This is a genomic window from Pseudonocardia alaniniphila (assembly GCF_022524485.1).
Lineage (GTDB): Bacteria > Actinomycetota > Actinomycetes > Mycobacteriales > Pseudonocardiaceae > Pseudonocardia > Pseudonocardia alaniniphila.
Genome location: NZ_JAKXMK010000001.1, coordinates 14306 through 32809 on the forward strand (window position 1 = coordinate 14306; position 18504 = coordinate 32809).

General features: G+C 70.7%; 14 protein-coding genes. 6 read left to right on the forward strand and 8 right to left on the reverse strand.

Going from position 1 to position 18504, the window contains the following annotated elements; all coding sequences use genetic code 11:
• Window positions 1-29: 29 nt before the first annotated feature.
• The 5 genes from MMF94_RS00070 to MMF94_RS00090 are packed head-to-tail and all read left to right on the forward strand — an operon-like array spanning window position 30 to window position 4999.
• On the forward strand, window positions 30-1106 hold the full coding sequence (locus tag MMF94_RS00070; RefSeq protein WP_241034097.1) for a Gfo/Idh/MocA family protein: 1077 nt from the start codon (window positions 30-32) through the stop codon (window positions 1104-1106).
• The gene (locus MMF94_RS00075; protein WP_241034098.1) at window positions 1103-2101 is read left to right on the forward strand and encodes an SDR family NAD(P)-dependent oxidoreductase; all 999 of its coding nucleotides are present in this window, start codon (window positions 1103-1105) and stop codon (window positions 2099-2101) included. Before MMF94_RS00070 ends, MMF94_RS00075 begins: the two co-directional genes overlap by 4 nt.
• 33 nt (window positions 2102-2134) lie before the next feature.
• Window positions 2135-3271: a DegT/DnrJ/EryC1/StrS family aminotransferase gene (locus tag MMF94_RS00080; protein WP_241034099.1), complete on the forward strand. Its 1137-nt coding sequence runs from the start codon at window positions 2135-2137 to the stop codon at window positions 3269-3271.
• A gap of 31 nt (window positions 3272-3302) precedes the next feature.
• A complete protein-coding gene (locus MMF94_RS00085; RefSeq protein ID WP_241034100.1) occupies window positions 3303-4430 on the forward strand; it encodes a DegT/DnrJ/EryC1/StrS family aminotransferase in 1128 nt (375 codons plus the stop codon).
• Window positions 4427-4999: an acyltransferase gene (locus MMF94_RS00090; protein ID WP_241034101.1), complete on the forward strand. Its 573-nt coding sequence runs from the start codon at window positions 4427-4429 to the stop codon at window positions 4997-4999. The genes MMF94_RS00085 and MMF94_RS00090 overlap by 4 nt, the downstream gene beginning before the upstream one ends.
• Here the strand turns inward: MMF94_RS00090 and MMF94_RS00095 are convergent.
• The 3 genes from MMF94_RS00095 to MMF94_RS00105 all read right to left on the reverse strand — a co-directional run bounded on the left by MMF94_RS00095 (window position 4893) and on the right by MMF94_RS00105 (window position 9504).
• Window positions 4893-6311, reverse strand: coding sequence for a glycosyltransferase (locus MMF94_RS00095; RefSeq protein ID WP_241034102.1), 1419 nt, complete (start codon window positions 6309-6311; stop codon window positions 4893-4895). The genes MMF94_RS00090 and MMF94_RS00095 overlap by 107 nt on opposite strands.
• A complete protein-coding gene (locus MMF94_RS00100) occupies window positions 6308-7681 on the reverse strand; it encodes a lipopolysaccharide biosynthesis protein (RefSeq protein ID WP_241034103.1) in 1374 nt (457 codons plus the stop codon). The genes MMF94_RS00095 and MMF94_RS00100 overlap by 4 nt, the downstream gene beginning before the upstream one ends.
• A 254-nt stretch (window positions 7682-7935) precedes the next feature.
• Complete coding sequence (locus MMF94_RS00105; protein WP_241034104.1) at window positions 7936-9504, reverse strand: ArnT family glycosyltransferase; 1569 nt, start codon at window positions 9502-9504, stop codon at window positions 7936-7938.
• Window positions 9505-9722: 218 nt separating this feature from the next.
• Between MMF94_RS00105 and MMF94_RS00110 the strand changes: the two genes are divergently transcribed.
• Window positions 9723-10583 (forward strand): polysaccharide deacetylase family protein, encoded by an 861-nt coding sequence (locus MMF94_RS00110; protein WP_241034105.1) that lies wholly within the window; start codon window positions 9723-9725, stop codon window positions 10581-10583.
• Here MMF94_RS00110 and MMF94_RS00115 read toward each other — a convergent pair.
• The 5 genes from MMF94_RS00115 to MMF94_RS00135 all read right to left on the reverse strand — a co-directional run bounded on the left by MMF94_RS00115 (window position 10556) and on the right by MMF94_RS00135 (window position 18498).
• Window positions 10556-12019, reverse strand: a complete 1464-nt coding sequence (locus MMF94_RS00115) for a glycosyltransferase family 2 protein (protein WP_241034106.1) — start codon at window positions 12017-12019, stop codon at window positions 10556-10558. The genes MMF94_RS00110 and MMF94_RS00115 overlap by 28 nt on opposite strands.
• Window positions 12020-12606: 587 nt before the next feature.
• Complete coding sequence (locus MMF94_RS00120; protein WP_241034107.1) at window positions 12607-13380, reverse strand: DUF2470 domain-containing protein; 774 nt, start codon at window positions 13378-13380, stop codon at window positions 12607-12609.
• 185 nt (window positions 13381-13565) lie between these two features.
• Window positions 13566-16364, reverse strand: coding sequence for a M48 family metalloprotease (locus MMF94_RS00125; protein WP_241034108.1), 2799 nt, complete (start codon window positions 16362-16364; stop codon window positions 13566-13568).
• Window positions 16365-16405: 41 nt separating this feature from the next.
• The gene (locus tag MMF94_RS00130; protein ID WP_241034109.1) at window positions 16406-16936 is read right to left on the reverse strand and encodes a hypothetical protein; all 531 of its coding nucleotides are present in this window, start codon (window positions 16934-16936) and stop codon (window positions 16406-16408) included.
• Window positions 16937-17121: 185 nt separating this feature from the next.
• Complete coding sequence (locus MMF94_RS00135; protein WP_241034110.1) at window positions 17122-18498, reverse strand: amidohydrolase family protein; 1377 nt, start codon at window positions 18496-18498, stop codon at window positions 17122-17124.
• Window positions 18499-18504 lie beyond the last annotated feature (6 nt).

Genomic DNA, 18504 nt, shown 5'->3' on the forward strand with positions numbered 1-18504 from the left:
GCGCAAAGGTTGCGCCGGAGGAGGAACGCGTGGAGAAGCGTCCTATCGGGCTCGCCGTCATCGGAGCCGGGTACTGGGGTCCCAACCTCGTACGTAACGCCCAGGCGACTGCAGGGTTCCAGCTGCAGTACCTGTGCGACGTCGACATCGAGCGAGCCCACCGAGTGCTCGGGCGGTACTCCACCGTCCGCGCCTCCGCCTCGCTCGACGAGGTGCTCGCCGACCCGGCGGTGGACGCGGTGGCTGTCGCGACGCCGGCCGCCACCCACCACGCAGTGGTGATGGCAGCGATCGAGGCCGGTAAGCACGTCCTGGTCGAGAAGCCGCTCGCCGCGAGCTTCGTGGAGGGCCGGGAGCTCGTCGAGGCCGCCGAGGAGCGCGGACTCGTCCTGATGCTCGATCACACCTATTGCTACACGCCCTCGGCCCAGTACCTGCGGGACCTGATCCGTGGCGGCGGCCTGGGAACCCTGCAGTACCTCGACTCCGTGCGCATCAACCTCGGCCTCGTGCAGCACGATGTCGACGTGCTGTGGGACCTCGCTCCCCACGACCTATCGATCTTCCTGTCGATCCTCCCCGATGACGTCACGCCGGTCGCGGTCTCGGCTCAGGGTTCGGACCCGGTCGGTGCAGGCCGCGCGTGCCTGGCACATCTCAACGTGCAGATGAACACGGGCGCGATGGCCCACATCCACGTCAACTGGCTGTCCCCGACGAAGATCCGCACCATCGTGATCGGTGGTTCGGCGCGCACCGTGGTGTGGGACGACCTCAACCCGCTGCAGCGGCTGTCGGTGTACGACCGGGGCGTCGACCGCGCGGATCCGGCCGAGCTGGGCCGCGATGACCGCGCCGCCACGATCGTCTCCTACCGCACGGGCGATATGGTCGCGCCGGCGCTGAAGGACAAGGAAGCGCTGCGCTCGGTGATGGAGGAGTTCGCCGCCTCGATCACGGAGCAGCGTGCGCCGCTCACCGACGGCCGTTCCGGACTCCAGGTGCTGGCCCTGCTGGAGGCCGCCACGGCGAGCCTGCAGCAGGGTGGTGTATTCATGCCCGTCCTGACCGACCACACGCGCTCCCCCCAGGAGATCTCCCTGTGACCACCAGCACCGGCCAGCCTCTGGCCGCGCAGCGCATCCTCGTCACCGGCGGTGCCGGCACGATCGGCTCCCACGTCGTCGACCTGCTCCTGGAGGCCGACGCCGCAGAGGTCGTCGTCCTCGACAACTTCGCGCGCGGGCGGATGGAGAACCTTGCCGAGGCGGAGGCCGTCGGCGGCGATCGCCTCACCGTCGTGACCGGCGACATCAACGACCCGGCACTCGTGCGTGATGTCATCTCCGGCATCGACGTGGTGTTCCACCTCGCTGCGCTGCGCATCACCCAGTGCGCCGAGCAGCCGCGGCTCGCGCTCGAGTCCCTCGTCGACGGCACGTTCACCGTGATCGAGGCCGCCGTGGCAGCCGACGTCAAGAAGGTCATCACCTCCTCGTCCGCGTCGGTGTACGGGCTGGCCGAGTCGTTCCCGACCACCGAACGGCACCACCCCTACAACAACGACACCTTCTACGGCGCCGCCAAGGCGTTCAATGAGGGCATGCTGCGCAGCTTCCACGCCATGAACGGGCTGGACTACGTGGCGCTGCGCTACTTCAACGTCTACGGCCCCCGGATGGACACCCACGGGCTCTACACCGAGGTCCTGATCCGGTGGATGGAGCGGATCTCCCGCGGCGAGGCTCCGCTGATCTTCGGCGACGGCGCGGCGACGATGGACTTCGTGCACGTCCGCGACATCGCCCGGGCCAACCTGCTCGCCGCGCGGGCGGATGTCACCGACACGGTCTACAACATCGCCACCAGCACGGAGACCAGCCTCAAGGGCCTGGCCGACGCCCTGCTCGCCGTCATGGACTCCGACCTGAAGGCCGTGCACGGTCCGGAGCGGGCGGTCAACGGGGTCACCCGGCGCCTCGCGGACATCTCCGCCGCTGCCAGGGACCTGGGCTGGACCCCCGAGATCGGTCTCTCGGACGGCCTGGATGATCTTGTGACCTGGTGGCGCCACGCCGCCCAGCCGGCAGTCGCGGGCTGAGCCGATGCGCCCCCGCTCGCAGAGAGGTGACCAATGATCCCCGTGATGCGTCCGCTCCTCGGTGAGGAGGAGGCCCAGGCCGTCGCCGACGTCGTTCGGTCCGGCTGGGTGGCCCAAGGGCCGCGGGTGGCGGAGTTCGAGAAGGAGTTCGCTGCGTCCGTCGGCGCGGCGTACGGTGTCGCGACGTCGTCGTGCACCACGGCGCTGCACCTCGCGCTGTACGTGCTCGGCGTCGGACCGGGCGACGAGGTGATCGTCCCGTCCCTGTCGTTCATCGCCTCGACCAACGCGGTGCGGTATTGCGGCGCGGTACCCGTCTTCGCCGACGTCGACCCGCTGACCGGGAACATGACCGCGGACACGGTGTCGGCGGTGATCACACCGCGTACGCGTGCCGTGATGGTGGTGCACCAGGCAGGCGTGCCCGCCGACGTGCCTGCCATCCGTGCGGTGTGCGGGGAGATCCCCGTGGTCGAGGACGCCGCCTGCGCGGCGGGCTCCACATTGGCCGGACGGCCGGTCGGCCACGGCGCCCTGATGGCGGCCTGGTCGTTCCACCCCCGCAAGCTGATCACCACCGGCGAAGGCGGGATGATCACCACCGACGACGCCGAGCGGGCAGCGAGGCTGCGGCGGCTGCGTGAACACGGGATGAGCGTGTCCGCGGCGGACCGGCACGCGTCCGGTCGCAACACGGTGGAGGAGTACGGGGAGACCGCGTTCAACTACCGGCTCACCGACATGCAGGCAGCGATGGGACTGGTCCAGCTGCGGCGCCTGCCCGCCATCGTCGCCCACCGCCGGGAGCGCGCCGACCGCTACCGGGCTCTGCTGGCCCCGCTCGGGCTACGCACGGTGTGCGACCCCGAGGGAGGCACGACCAACGTGCAGTCCTTCTGGGTGGAGCTCCCCGACGCGGCACCGCCTGTCAGCGAGGTGCTCGCAGCGCTGTCCCAGGCAGGCGTGTCAGCGCGCCGGGGGATCATGGCCGCCCACCTGGAGCCCGCGTACGCGGGGCATCCGCACGGGCCGCTGCCCGTCACCGAGCACCTGACCGCTCGGACGCTGATCCTTCCGCTCCACCACGACCTGTCCGACGCCGATCAGGACGTCGTCGTAGCGGCCCTCGCCGCGGCGATCGGCCTGCAGAGCGCCGTGCCGTCCCACTGATGACACATCCGACTACGCCCGAGGAACACTCGTGACCAGTACCCTCCCCACCACAGACCCGGTGCCGCTCCTGGACCTGGCGTCCGCCCACGCCGAGGTGGCCGATGAGATCGCCGCCGGCTGGGCCGACGTCCTGGCGCACACCGCGTTCGTCGGGGGCCCACGCGTGGCCTCGTTCGAGTCGGACTACGCCACGTGGTCCGGCATCCGGCACTGCGTCGGTGTCGGCAACGGCACCGACGCGCTGGAGCTGGCGCTGCGAGCGCTCGGCGTCCGTCAGGGCGACGAGTGCATCCTGCCGGCCAACACCTTCATCGCCACGGCCGAAGCGGTCGTTCGGGCGGGTGCCACGCCGGTCCTCGTGGACTGTGCCAAGGACACCTCGCTCATCGACGTCGACGCCACGGCCGCTGCGGTCACCGAGCGCACGCGCGTCGTCCTGCCCGTGCACCTCTACGGGCAGACGGCTCCGGTCGAGCAGCTGCGAGCGGTGCTTCCCGACGGTGTCGCGATTCTGGAGGACGCCGCGCAGTCGCAGGGCGCGCGGCGCAACGGGGTGGCCGCAGGCAAGCTCGGAGACATCGCGGCCACGAGCTTCTACCCCGGGAAGAACCTCGGTGCCTACGGCGACGCGGGCGCGGTGCTGACCGACCGCGACGACCTCGCCGAGGCCGTCCATCTGCTGCGTGATCACGGCTCGCCCCGCAAGTACGAGCACAGCGTGCTCGGGTTCAACAGCAGGCTCGACGCCCTGCAGGCCGTCGTCCTGTCGGCGAAGCTGCGCAGGCTCGACGCCTGGAACGTCGCACGTCGCGCCGCCGCCGCTCGCTACGGCGAGCTGCTGGCCGATGTGGACGGAGTGGTCACGCCGGTGGTGGCCGAGGGCAACGAGCCGGTCTGGCACCTGTACGTGGTGCGCGTGCCCGATCGCGCGCGGGTGCTCGCAGAGCTCTACGAGGCCAAGATCGGTGCCGGCATCCACTACCCCGTGCCGGTGCACCGCACCGAGGCCTTCGCGCACCTCGGCTATGACCTCGGCACCTTCCCGGTCACCGAGCAGCTCGCCGACGAGATCATCTCCCTGCCGATGTTCCCCGCGATCACCGCGGCGCAGCAGGAGCGCGTGGTGTCCGTCCTCGCGGCGGCGGTCCGGCGGTGACCCTCGCCGAGGAGGGCGTCCGCGTCCACCCGCACGGGCTCTGCGAGAGCACCGACGTGGGCGCGGGCACCCGCGTCTGGGCCTTCGCGCACGTCCTCGCCGGTGCGCGCGTCGGGCGTGACTGCAACATCTGCGACGGCGCGTTCGTCGAGGACGGAGCCGTTCTCGGCGACCGCGTGACGGTCAAGAACGGCACCCTCGTCTTCTCGGGCGTGACGTGTGAGGACGAGGTGTTCCTCGGTCCGAACGTGCTGTTCACCAACGATCTGCGGCCGCGCGCCGCAATCCGGCGTGGCGCCGACGAACTGCTTCCCACCACCGTGCGCCGCGGAGCCTCGCTCGGCGCCGGTGTCGTGGTCGTCTGCGGCATCGAGATCGGGGAGAGCGCGTTCGCCGCCGCAGGAGCCGTGGTCACGCGGGACGTTCCCGCGCACGCCTTCGTTGCCGGAAACCCGGCCCGTATCAAGGGTTGGGTCTGTGCGTGCGGGGAGCGACTGGGAGACGACTTGGCCTGCCCCGCATGCGGGACGCCGCACGAACGTGCGGGATCGGGCTTGCGTCGCCGCTGACCAAGCGGACCGGCTCGGGGTCGAACCACTCGGGCACACCGGAGATGAACCCGGGCCGGATCCGTTCAGCGCTGTTGAAGTAGTCCTCCTGTGCAGTGCCGCGGCGTCGGTTCACGGCGCGTTCGGCGACCCACGTGCCCACCGCGCTGGCCGTGCGGGCCACCTCGGCGAGCGACGGCGGCTGGTACTCGGCGAGGACCTTGTCGTACCAGTCCAGCTGCACCTGGGTGGCGTGCTCGAGGCTGTAGAACTGCCGCACGAGCGCCAGCGCGAAGTCGCCGTTCTCCTTGCGGAGCGCTTCGTCGCCGAGCAGCTGATCGAGCTGCTCGACCAGGGTGTCCTCGCCGGTTCCGCCGTCGCCGATGCCGTAGAAGCCGCGCCACCGGAACTCGCGGGAGGACTCCTCGTCCAGGATGCGGAAGAAGCCGTGCTCGCCCTGCACCACGCACGGCTTGCCGAAGGCCATGGCGCGCAGGAGCGAGCCGCCCATGCCCAGCATCACGTCGGAAGCGGCGTAGGCCGAGCGTGGGTCCGGACGCTGACCGGTCAGCACCACCACCTCGCGGCCGAACCGCGTGTTGGTCTGGTCGGCGAGGGCCCGCAGATCGGGCATCGCGGGGCCGTCGCCCACGAGGACCAGACGCATCCGGTGGCGCGGTGCGACCCGGCCGGCCGCCCGGATCGCGGTCTCCAACCCCTCCTGCTTGAGGACGCGAGCGAAGCGGCTCACGACCACCACGAGCAGCTCGTCGTCCTCGACGCCGATCTCGGCGCGGAAATCGTCGCCGGGAAAGTCCGGGGTCTGCCCGACGCAGTCGGTGGGGATCTCCAGCACGCCGACCGCCCCGCTCCGCTGCCGGACGGCCGCGGCGATCACGGGATTGCAGACCTGCAGGGGCACCGTCCCGGGCATGAAGTCCGGCACCGACATGCTGTTGATCGTCATCGTCATCGGGATGCCCTCGCTGCGGTGCGGCCCGAAGAAGGTGAGCAGAGACGGGGTGAGCTCGTAGGCGTGCAGGATGTCCGGGCGGAACATGCGGGTGAGCTCGGAGAGCCTGCGGTAGGACGCCGCGGCCCGCTCCATGGTGTCGAGCTGGACGTGCATGTGGCGCACGCCGCGGTCGCGCAGGACGTCGACCAGGGCACCGTCGGGTCCGGCGACGAGCACGTCGTGGCCCCGGTCGGCAGCGCCGCACGCGAGGTCGACGGCGTTCATCTGGCTGCCACCGAGGTCGAGCTGGTGGACGGCGACGAGGATGCGTAGCGGGCGAGCTACCTGCTCGCTGTTCACCGACGTAGTCGGGTTCACGTAATTCCTTCCGCTCTGACCCTGCCCAGCGGCTCGGTCACCGGTTCGGACTCAAGTTCTCCCTGCGCACCCTGATCGGCGTCGGCACGAAACGCGCGGATCAGGGGCACCGCGGCGATGGCGCACCCCACCACCTCTGCGCAGAGGTACGCAACACCCACCCCGTCGACGCCCAGCGGCCTGACGAGGACGAGCGCGAGGACGACGACGATCACGGCGCTCAGCGTCTGCAGGACCACGACCCGGCCCATCTGCTGCTTCACCCGGGAGACCGAGATGTACATGCCGTGCACGATCGTGAAGGGCAGCGCGGCGGCCATGAGCCGCAGCAGGGACGTGCCCTCCTCGGCGTAGGTGTCGCCCAGCAGGGAGAGCAACCACGGAGCGCCGATCAGCAGGAAGGGCGTGCCGGTGAACCCGATGAGCCACGAGAGCCGCCACGCGCGGCGCATCAGCGCGGGCCCCTGCCGGACGTCGTTCGACGCCTCCGTGATGTAGGACGACGCGATGTTCCACAGCAGGACCGTGACCGCCTCGCTGATCAACCAGGGCAGCGCGTAGTAGGCGTTGGCCTCGGTGCCGAGCAGAGACACCACGATCAGCGGCATGCACAGCGGCACGATCACGGACGTGGCGCCCGTGGCGTACTCGCCGAGGAAGAGAGCGCCGAGGGCACGCCTGCTCGGCAGTGCGACGGCGCCCTCCTTGGAGCTGCGCCGGGGCAACACCCGCAGCAGGAGAGTCGGGGTGATGACCAGCACGGCCAGCGCCGCGGGCGTCGCCCACGCAAGCACGATGCCGTTGCGCATCGCGGTGACGGCGAACATCGCGACCAGGCCGAGCTTCACGGCCGAGAACAGGAACTGCTCGATCGGGACCCAGCGGGCTGCCTGCAGGCCGATCAGAGCCCAGTCCTGGAGCGCGAACAGGGCCAGCACGACGACGAGCAGCGGGAACGCGGCGCGCTCGGCCCCGGAGCCGAAGAGCGTGTCGTCGGCGAAGAAGAGCGCGAAGCCGCTACCGAGCACCGCGGCGATGAGCGCCGTCACCCCGTATCCCGCCAGCACCATCCTGCGTGATCGTTCACCGGCCGATCCGAGGAACCGGGTGAAGAGCAGGCCGGTGCCGAGGCTGGCCACCACGCTCATCATCATCGCCGTGTTGATCAGCGCCGACGCGCGGCCGACCTCCTCAGCGGGGTAGCGCGCGGCGACACCCCAGAAGACGAGGCCGAACAGCGCGGTCATCCCTGATGTGGCCATCAGCGCGACAGCGTTCAGCTCGAGCCCGCCGGGGAGCGGGATGCGCCGGCCACGCCGACGGTGCTGACCGCTGGGCAGGGACTCGTCGGACCTGGGTCGGACCGCCATCAGGCGGACCGTGGCTTCCAGGTCCGGCCGACCGGGAGGGGCGCTACTGCCTTGCGTCATGCCAGCTGGACTCTCCGGAACCGTGGCCGCGACCTCTGGCCGCTACCGGTTCCCGACCTCGCCGACACCGCTGCGGCAGGGGCGTGCGGGCCTGACTGCGCTGTGCCTCCATCGACGAGTTGGGTGTCGTCGAGGAGCACCGCGCGATCGTACAACCCCCCAGAATGACCGGATCATCCTGCTCCGGAGGCCTGTCAGGAGGCGGTGCCCGGCTGGTGGAGCGCCCACACGTCGCACCCGTCGGACTGGCTGGACCGGACCTGCGTGGCGTTCGCGGCGAGCCAGTGCGACAGCGCACCGCCGGCGGGGACGAGATCGTCGTCGGGTGCCACGTAGAACCGAGCGCCCTCCTGCCGGAACTCCGCGAGACGGGAGGGGTCCTGCTGGTCGGCCGCGAGGCTCCACCCCTTCCGATCGGCGAGGTAGAAGATCACCGGCTCCTGGAAGTTGTTGGCCACGCCGCTCTCCGTGCTCAGGCTGGTCGTGCCGACCACGACGAGCTGGTTCGGCGCGGAGACCGCCGTCAGGCCGGCGGCGCACGTGCCGAACGTGCCCGTCGTGGAGGTCATCGATCCGATGAGGACGTTCACCGACTGCGCGGCGAGCGCGACGACCGCAAGCCCGGAGACGACCGCGAACCCGAGCGGCGACAGCCGCGGGCGCAACCACGCCGCCGCTGTGGCGAGGCCGAGACCGACGCAGATCGCGGCGTAGGGCAGCGAATAGACGTGGTACTGGATTCCCAGGTCGGAGCTGCTGTAGCGGCCGACGGCGAAGTAGTAGACGACGAGTGCGCCGGCGCCCGCCACCACGAGCGGGAACGCCGCCGTCCGTCGCCGCCACAGCCATGCCGCTCCGAGGACGGCCAGCGGGACACCGACCACGCCGTAGATGAAGATCGCCTCGGTCTTGAGGTTGCCGAGGTAGAAGGCGGGGGAGAGCCACAGCTCGAAGCTGCCCCACTTGCTGTCGCCGCCGGAGATCACGCCGAAGGTGTTGCCGTACGCGGCGTGCAACTGGGAGGCGTGCCACAGCCACAGCGCCGGCGCCACGAGGGCCGCGACACCGGCCACGTACACGGACTGCCGCCGGAGCCGCGCCGGAGCCGCGAGGACCAGCCAGACGCCCATGACCAGTCCGATGTGGAGGGACGTCGGCTTGACCAGCGCCGCGGCCGAGGTGGCGGCGGCAGCGCCCACCAGCCAGATCCCACGATCCTCCTGCACCCAGCGGCAGAACGCGAGCAGCGCCAGGAGGTAGAAGGCCAGCACCGTCGCCTCCGGCATGAAGGCGGTGCCGTAGCGCATGAAGGCCGGGGAGACGGCGAAGGCGACCAACGCCCAGCGGGCAGCGCCGATCGGCAGCAGCCGTCGCGCCAGTCCCCAGAACGCCGCCGTCGCGATCAGCATGAACGCGAGGGAGACCAGCCGGCCCAGCCACTCGTGTTCCCCGAAGACCTGATACAGAGCCGCCGAGAGCCACGGCATGAGCGGGAACTCGGTCTCGACGTACCCGGGCCCCGCGCCGCCCCAGTTGATCTGCGGGAAGAACAGGTTCATCCCGCCCGTCGCGAAGTTCCGTGCCATCGACGCGGTGTCGGCCTGCCGCCAGATGTCGCCCGGGTAGGCCATCGGACCCAACGCGCGCACCACCGACAGCACCGTGACGACGACGACCACGGCCAGCGGCCCCGTGCCGAGCGTCTCTCGTCCGGGCAGCGACGGAGCACGTCGGGCGTTCTGGGGTAGCTGGGTACTTAGCACGTATGAAGGATCTTCATCCTTCGCTGTGGAGACGCTGAGCGAAGGCTCTGGGCTCTCAGTGCATCTTCAGCTTCGCGCGGTACCTGCTCCAGCGGCGGCCACGCCCCGACCCGGTCCGGCCGGGCCATAGGCTGCGGCGCGCAGAGCCGGTACCGAACCCGACCGGCCCGCTGGACGTCCTGGAGCGACGGCCCGGAACAAGGAGAGGTGGCTGCGACATGAACGCGGATTCGGCCGATGGGGCGTCGACCGGCAAGGCCCGGATCGGTACTGCGGCGATCCGCCAGGCGCTGGCCGGCACGAAGGCGGCGCAGGTCGCGTACGGCTGTGCAGTGACCGGGCGCCTGGGCGTCGAGCGCTGGGCTCTCAGCAGGCGACGGCTCGAGTGGGCGCCGGTGGCACGGCGTGGCCGCATCCTCGCCTACCACTCGATCGGAACACCGTCGTGGGGCGTGAACGACGTCCGCCCGCGCGACTTCGAACGGCACCTGCAGCTGGCGGCCGACGACGGCTGGACCTTCGCGACACCGGCCGAGGTGATGGCCGAGCCCGAGAAGCAGCAGTTGGCGCTGACGTTCGACGACGGCGTCACGAGCGTTCTGGAGAACGCCGCTCCGGTGCTGCGCCACCACGGCATCCCCGCGACGATGTTCGTGGTCAGCGGGTGGGCCGACGGGAAGCACCCTGATCAGTACCAGCACGTGCTGGACTGGAAGGGCGTCAGCGCGCTCCAGGAGTACGGCATCAGCCTCGCGAGCCACTCCGCCACCCACCCCGACTTCGGCAGGCTCGGAGCGGCCGAGGCGCGCGAGGAACTAGAGGTGTCGCGGCAGCGGATGGAGCAGATGCTCGGGCTGACCGTCGACGAGTTCGCGATCCCGTTCGGTCAGTCGCGCAACTGGACGGACGCGGCGCGGACCGCTGCCGAGGGTGCGGGGTACAAGGTCGTGTACGCGCAGGCCGTCGAGACCCGACCGGCCGGCACCGTTCCGCGGACGTTCATCACCCGCATCGACACCCCTCGGCTGTTCCGCGCCGCGCTCGCCGGCAGCTACGACCGCTGGGAAGAGTGGTACTGAGAGTCGGGCCACCAGACCTTCTTGAGGCGCCGGGCCCGGCGCAGGCCGATCAGGTAGGTCGCCGGGCCCTGGATCATCCCGAGCGCCTCCTGGAGACGCAGCCCCCGCGGGTACGGCGCCGCCGCGACCGAGTCCTTCGATCCCGTGCGGAACTCCGGGCCGAACACGTGACGGACGCCCGCGGCTGCCTTCTTCAGAAGAAGGGCGCGTTCCTGCGGACGTGTGAGCAGCCGCTTGGCGAGCAGCGCGGTCAGCCCTCGCCCGTAACCGCGCATCTGCGCCTGCAACCCGGCCCCGTCCGCGCGGTGGCGATGGAACGAGAACGCCGCAGGCTGGTACACGAGCGTGCCGCGGAGGGTGAGCACGTCCAGGAACAGGTCCAGGTCCTCACCACCGGCGGCCGGGCTGCCCGCGCCGAGTGCCTCGTCGAACTCCCAGCCCGGCGGGAGTGCGCTCTTCCGCAGCGCCATGCTCGCGCCGGTGCCGTAGCTGCCCAGCTCGTACGGGAACAGCGGGGATGACGTGGGTGACGCGGTGAGGTGGTAGACGCGCCGCTCGGTGCCGCGGCCGAACCCGGCTGCGCACTCGAACCACCACTGCCACAACGACTCGAGCTCGGCGGGCTCGACGAGCCCCGTCACACAGGTGACCGCAGGGTCCGCGAACTCGGCGCTGATGCGGCCGAGCCACGACGGCTGGACCATGACGTCGTCGTCGGTGAACGCGATGATGTCGCCCGTGGCGGCGCGCAGACCCCGGTTGCGCGCGTACGACAGACCGGGGCGATGTTCGGGCACGAGCCGGATGCGCGGCTCGTCGGCGTAGCGCTCGGAGATGAGGTCCGCCGTGCGGGGGTCGCTCGGCGAGTTGTCCACCACGACGATCTCGAAGTCGGGGTGGTCGGACTCCAGCAGGGCGTCGAGGGCGAGCGGGAGGGACGCCGGACGTCCACGCGTGGCGAGCACGACGCTCGCCCGGGCCTGCGGGATCGTGGACGGGACGACGGCGCAGGGGCCGGCGAAGCCGAGCAGCAATCCTTCGGGATCGACCTTCGGGCCTTCTGCTCCCAGCTCGACGCCGTCACGGACCAGGTGAGCCCTGACGTGGTCCTCGAGCTCGGCGCAGATCACCTCGGCGAGCGTCGCCGGTGCGATCCGATCGGATTCGAAGTCGAGCCAGACCACGCCGATCGGGACGTCGTGCAACAGCACCAGCACCCGCACCCCGCAGTAGGGAATGCCGCTCTTCGACGGGAGGCGCTTGACACCGTTCAGAGGTTCGGCGAGGTCGACGGTGACGACCTGGATCGGCTGGAAGGCCCCGTCGGCCGCCGGGGGCGTGCCGGGTTGTGCCCGGCGACCGTCACGGACGGAGGTTACCGACATCAGCTGGGCGGGCTTCGATGGTGCGGCAGCGGATTCGGGCTGGGTGCTCATGGCGGATTCCTCGATGGCGGGCCGGACGGTGAGCGAGCCGGACGGGGAGCGGGGGCCGGCGTCGAGCGAGCCGGACGGGGAGCGGTGGACTGGGGACGGGCCATCTCGCCGGGCGGGGAGCGAACCGGACGATCTGGCCGCAGAGCGACGGACGACGATCTAGCCGGACGGGGACCGCGCGGGACGGTCCGGAGCCGGGACGCGCGTCGCCGCGCCGCACCTGCGCACACGAGGAGTGTCCACTACACCCTCACGCTCCTTCTTCCGAGTGATACCTGACCATCGTGCCGTATGTGTTTGTGTTGGCATACCGACCGGTTCCGACCCGCGCGTGTGCCACCGGGGTGACCCCCGGTCACGGGGAGTGAAACCCGGCTATCCGGACTTTCGCTGACCGACTGCTCGGCGTTACCGCGGATCGAGTCCTGCCACGCGCTGGCAGACGATCCCCCGGCGGGGGCGTACGACAGCCGTTGCATCGCTCGAAATCAGCGGGACAACGATCGGGCGCGACGTCGGGATGCTGTGGTTCAACCTTCCAGCGTGGACAGTCGCGCTATCCGGGGCCGGGGCTCACCGACGGATGCTCAGCCGGTGCGCTGGTCTCCGCTGAACGGGCACTCCGTCACCTGCGCGGCCCGGCGTTGGAGGCCCCTCATGGCGGTGGGCAGCTCCGCCGGGCCGCGCAGGGGCGCCGGGAAGTTCAGTCGGGCGCGGCGGGTATCGGCCGGGCAGTCGATGCGGAACGTGACCCCGAACCGGTCGACGCGGATGGGCGCCACCGCGTGTGCGCCCTGAAGCACGGCGGGGTCGAGCAGGTGGGCGAGCTGCACCACCTGCTCGGGATGCGCGGTCAGCAGGTGTTCGACGACGCCGTCGCTCTCGGCGGCCAGGGGGTCCGGGGTGGCACGGGCGTAGGCGTCGGGATCGACCGGTTCGCCATCGAGGCGCAGCTGGGCAACCGTGATCCGGAGAAGCAGGGACGCGTCGGGCCGCAGCACCGTCTCGGCCGGCCGGTCCCAGTAGGCCGCGAGGAGCACCTCCAGTGCGGCGCGGACGTCGTCGGCGACCTCGATGGTGCCGTGCACGGTCACGGAGCCGAGAAGGCGGTCGGGGCCGGGTACTCCGCTCACGAGGGCGCTGCACACCGTGGCGGGCACGATCTGACCGGCCACGCGCTCCGCGAGCGGTCCGTTCTCGTTCACCAGCAACACGAGAGAGCCGTCGGTGTCGACCGCGAGGGCGTCGAGTACGACACGCAGATCGGCTCCCACCTCGATCACTGAAGAAACGGCGTGCGACAGCACGGTGCGGGCGCGCTCGGCGGGGTCGGGGCCCGGCTGGACGGCTGGCGAGATCACGCAACTCCTCCGTGAATTAGGATCGCCTAACCTTAGCTGTCTGTCATGAGATCGCAAGAGTCGTGATCGCCTGGGTCGCGCCCGCGTCGGGGATGTCTCCTGTTCCACCTCCCCACCGCCGCCCGGCACGTGCGCGAGCGGGCCGACGGCCACTCCCATGGCTTCCAGGCGCCGCGCGTCGCCCGTCACCTCAGCTGCGCGGATATCCACCGGATCACCGATCCCGCGATTTCCCCGGCCTCGTTGACCTGGCGGATGGCGGCCTCGAGCCCGTCGGGGTCCCTGGCGTCCACGGCTGACAGACAGGCCGCGCTCGCCTGCTCCGCGAGCGACTGTGCCTGCTCCCACAGGGCCTGCTGGTCGGGATCGGGGATGGTGAAGTACGCCCTCGCGTCGGTCGCCCACCTACCGATCGCGGCGCATCCGGAGCGGATTGCCAGGAGGCCGGCCACCTCGTCGTCGCGGATCAGCCCCAGGCCGTTCCCGAGTTCCTTGAATGAGTCGGCCAGCCTGATCCGGAGGTCGTTCCCGCCGTAGCGGATCCAGGCGACGACCTGGGCGCGGCGGGCCTGTTGTGTGGTCGGGGCGAGGGCGCTCGCCGATCCGGGGCCATCTGTGGTGGCCGACGTAGAAGGGACGTAAGCGCCGATCATCGATGTGCCCGTCAGTGCGTTCAGCCCGAGGGCGATGACGACGGTCGACACGACGACCGCTCGGCGGATCACCAGAACGGTCGACGGCGAGCGCTCCCGACCCGTCACGACGACGCTTTGGTCGGTCCGCCGGAGAAGCCGGCGGACCGCCGCGGCGATCCCCGACACGACCAGCGCCACCGCCGCCGCGGCGAACACTCCGAGCCCGGTGGCCATCAGGATGACCGAGCCGACGACCGGCCAGGTCCCGGTGACGACCTGGACGCACGACGCGATTGTGCCGGCGTCCGGCTGCTGCGCGAGGCAGCCGAGCCCGAACGTCAGCAGGATGATCCCCACGCTGCCCACGAGGCAGGCCGTGCCCGCCACGATCACCCCCACGAGCACGCCGTCCCGGGGCCGGACCGCCGCCGACAGCGCCGCGGCCCCCAGCGGTCCCACCAGGAGTGCTGCCAGGACCGTGGCCAGGTACGTCATCGCTGAGGAGATGTCCCGAGAGCCGAGCGGGACCAGCAGAGTGGCGATTGCGAGGCCTGCGGAGAGGAGACCGGCCGCCGTGCCGGCCGCGAGCATCCGCCACAGCGACGGTAGCCCGCTCCGGACCAGCCAACTCCCTGCCGTGGGTCCGATCCATGCGGTCAGCGGCACGAGCCAGAGAGCCGTGGTCGACCACACCAGCAACGGGCCGAGCTCCATCGTGGCCACCGCCAGGGAGCTCATGATCACTGTCACCAGTGATGACTCGCCGACAACCACGCCGCCGGGGCGAAGGGCCGCGTGGGCAACGACATCCGGCCGGAACAGCGAGGGTGCGTTCCAGGACGTCAGCCAGTACGCGAAGACGCCCGCGGTGGCCAGGAGGCCGACCGCCGCGGGCGGCCGTACCGAACGCGTCGGCACGGCTGTGATCAGCAGGCGGGCGCACTGCGCTGTCCAGCACGTCACGACTGCCGCGACGACACCCATGAGAAGCGCGAACCACGGTGCTGTCGGTAGCCAGTGACCACGTTCCAGCGCTGTGCCGATGAAGAGCGTCCCGGTCGCCACTCCGGCGCCGAGCCAGATCCCGGCCCTGACACCTGACGGGGTCCTGCGCCCGGCCGCCACGGCGTGGGCGGCCCGTCGCCAGAGCGTGAGACATGTCGTGCCGGCGAGCAGCGCTCCGGCGAGTGCCGCGGTGCCGTGCGCGACCAAAGGGCTCGTAGCGACCTCGGAGCCGTACTGGAGATGGCCGGCGATCAACGCGGCGGTGGCGCCGGTCAGGAATGTCGGCAGTGCCGGTACCCGGAAGAGGTGTTGCGGATCGCGTAGTGCCTGCGCCCGGTGCGCCCAGCTCGGGTGCGTCGCGACGAGGGCGGCCACGGCCGAGATGACCGGGCGTCGTGAGCGGGGAACGTCGTGCGGATCCCGGCCGGCTTCGTCCCATACCGAGCGAGAGGCACCCCAGTCCACGGCGCGCCGATCGGCGTAGAGCTCGCGTGTTCTGAGAATGTCCGATCGGGACAGGTAGACGAGCAGCGCGGTGAACAGGTACAGCGCCATGGACCGGGCGTAGTCCGGGCCCGAGCTGGCCAGGTAGATGTGGTTCGGGGAGTCGGTCAGGAAGAACCGGCTGGTGACGAACAGCTCGACGTAGCGGGCCAGCGATGGCAGGAGCATCGTCAGCGCGAAGACACGCCAGAGAGCGATCGTGGCGTAGGTGATCCCCACGTCGCGGTAGCGCAGGTGGGCGAGTTCGTGCAGGACGATCGCGGCGAAACGGCCGGGATCGGTCGTCCTCGTGAGCAGGAGGCCGCCCGGGAGCGAGACGTACATGTTGCCCGGACGACCGAAGGCGACGGCGTTCATCGACCCGGAGGCCCAGTCCGCGACGAAGCACGCCGATGGCACGTCCGCACGGGCCGCGAGAGTCCGCAGGGCCTGTCCGGCCTCCGACGACGGGTCGACGGGCCGCAGTCCGCGCCGCCGGATCCTCCAGAGCGGCGTCACCCAGCAGAGCACAGCCGCGAGGAGGAAAACGCCCCCGACCGCCCCGATCGGTGCCCACCACGCCATCCCGTACCGCTCTGTGCAGGCGTTGAGTGCTGCGGAGTTCCTCCCGCCGACTGCGGAGAGGTTTCCCATGAAGGATCCGCCGGGATCGAACCCGGCCGCGATGTTGCACCCGGCGATGTCGTTGTTCGGGTCGCCCAGAAAATGCAGGAGGACGATGTGGGTGCGCATCATGGCGACCGTGCTCGCGGCGACCAGGACCACGAGCAGAACGAAGCGCAGCCCGGTGCCCGAACCGAGCGCGTGCACTCCCGCGGCCGGCTCAGCCGGATCGTCCACGCTGCCGGAGTCCGTCAGCGCGTCAGCGCGGTGTGGCGACATCAGACAGGCGGCGGTGGCCCGGCCGATCCGTTCCCGGCGTCGTTCGACAGAACCTCGACCAGGGCCTCACGGACCCGCTCGATCTTGTCGGCCGGCACTCCCCGCTCCTTGGCGAGAGCGGTGACCTGGTCGCGGATCTCCGCGATGTGGTGCGCGGACAGCGCCGGCGGAACCGTCGGTGCAGCCTTCCCACGCCGTGCAAACCACCGCGCCCAGCGGGGCGCTCTGCGCCGAGCACCGTCGATCGAGTCGTCGACGATCTTCCGAACGGCTTGGTCGAGGGCTATGTAGAGCACCGGGCTGACGAGGACCGCCACGTCCTCCAGCCCGAACCCGAGCCGCTCGTCGCGCGCCGGGCCCTGGGACAGCCGAGCGACGATGACCTCGTCGGTCGCCCCGCTGAGACCGTCCACCATCGGCAGTTCCTCGGGAGCGGCCTGGGTGACCACGGCACGCACCACCGTGCTGATTCTCCGACCGGGAACGGACCCGTTCTCGTTCTCGTCAGGCGCCATCGATTCCACACCCATCTGAGGGCTTCTCCTCCCGCCGTTGCGATGGACAGGAACCGTCCGGTTGCTCGACCAGTGCCGGCGACAGAGTCATCCGAGGTGCTCCCTCGCGCGCGGCTTGACCAGCGGCGGGATCACACGTGGCACCGCAAGATCGTAGCGCGATCGCGCCGGATTGATCCCTTTCAGCCGCTTCAACCGGTTCAGCGCGGCGCCGAGCTGCCGCGGGCCGGCAGGCTGCCTCGCCCGCTGCGCCCCGTGACCTTCCCTCCCGACACGACGATCTCCCCGCGGCTCAGGACGTCGCGGGGCCAGCCGCGCACGGAGGTGCCGTCGTAGGGGGAGTAGCCGGCACGGCTCTCCCCGCGACTCCCGTCGACGACCCGCGTCTCGTCGGTATCCCAGATCACGAGGTCGGCGTCGGATCCCGGGGCGATCGTCCCCTTGCGGGGATACAGGCCGAAGAGGCGGGCCGGGTTGGTTGCGGTGAGCTCCACGAAGCGTGCCAACGAGATGCGGCCGGTGAGCACGCCTTCGGAGAAGAGCATGGGGCGCACGGTCTCGAGGTCGGCGACACCGGGCCGGAGCCGCTCCAGTGAGGTTCGGGCTTCGAGCTTCTGCTCCAGCGTCCACGGAGCGTGGTCCGTCGCCACGGTGTCGACGGTGCCGAACCGCAAACCGGCCCAGAGGGCGTCGACGTCGTCCTGCCGTCGCAGCGGTGGCTGGCCGATGTACTTCGCCCCGTCCTCCCGCTGCAGGAGATCCTCGGTGAGGTAGAGGTAGTAGACGGGCACGCCGCGGGCGCGGGCGGCCGAGCAGGCGGTGAGGGCCCGCCTGCTGGAGAGGTGCACGACGTAGATCGGCGTGTTCGAGACCTCGGCGAAGGCGATGAGCTGGGCGACCGCGGCCTCCTCCGCCGCGTCGGGGCGTGACTCGCCGAAGTGGCGGAAGTCTGCCGGCCCGCGCTCGAACAGCGACGCCGTGCAGTGCCTGATCAGCTCGTCGTCCTCGCAGTGGACCATCGTGAGAAAGCCGCGGCTGCCGGCTTCGGCCATGAAGCGGTAGTACTGGCGGCGCCGGGTCTGGAAGGCGCCGAGCGTGGCGAAGACCTTGATGCTGGTCTGGCCCAGCTCCTGAAGCGCCGTCAGCTCGCCGGGGTCGAGGTGTTGCTCCTCGGTCACCACGGGGTGCAGCAGGACGTCGACGACGGCCTGAGCCCGCACGTCGTCGGCCACCCGCCGGCACGCATCGGCCAGTGCCTCGCCGGGACGCGGGAAGGTGATGTTGCCGACGGTGGTGACCCCGCCCGCGGCGGCTGCCCTGGTGCCGCTCTCGAAATCGTCGACCCACGGGTACGAGCCGTCGGTCAGCTCGGCGGGCGAGAGGTGCACGTGCCCGTCGATCCCGCCGGGGAGCACCAGGCATCCCTGCGCGTCGATCACGTGGTGCGCATCGATCGGGGAGGACGAGATGGTGGTGACGATCCCGTCGGCGATCGCGATGTCCGCGCGAACCACCGAGCCGTCGATGACGACCTCGCCGCCTCGGATCGTGGTGTCAGCGCTCGTTGCGGTGCTCATCGCCGT

Coding starts and splice junctions, on each gene's coding strand:
- MMF94_RS00110 (WP_241034105.1), top strand. CDS start 9,723: ATGAACGCGGATTCGGCCGATGGGGCGTCGACCGGCAAGGCCCGGATC.
- MMF94_RS00080 (WP_241034099.1), top strand. CDS start 2,135: ATGATCCCCGTGATGCGTCCGCTCCTCGGTGAGGAGGAGGCCCAGGCC.
- MMF94_RS00130 (WP_241034109.1), bottom strand. CDS start 16,936: ATGGGTGTGGAATCGATGGCGCCTGACGAGAACGAGAACGGGTCCGTT.
- MMF94_RS00100 (WP_241034103.1), bottom strand. CDS start 7,681: ATGGCGGTCCGACCCAGGTCCGACGAGTCCCTGCCCAGCGGTCAGCAC.
- MMF94_RS00135 (WP_241034110.1), bottom strand. CDS start 18,498: ATGAGCACCGCAACGAGCGCTGACACCACGATCCGAGGCGGCGAGGTC.
- MMF94_RS00115 (WP_241034106.1), bottom strand. CDS start 12,019: ATGAGCACCCAGCCCGAATCCGCTGCCGCACCATCGAAGCCCGCCCAG.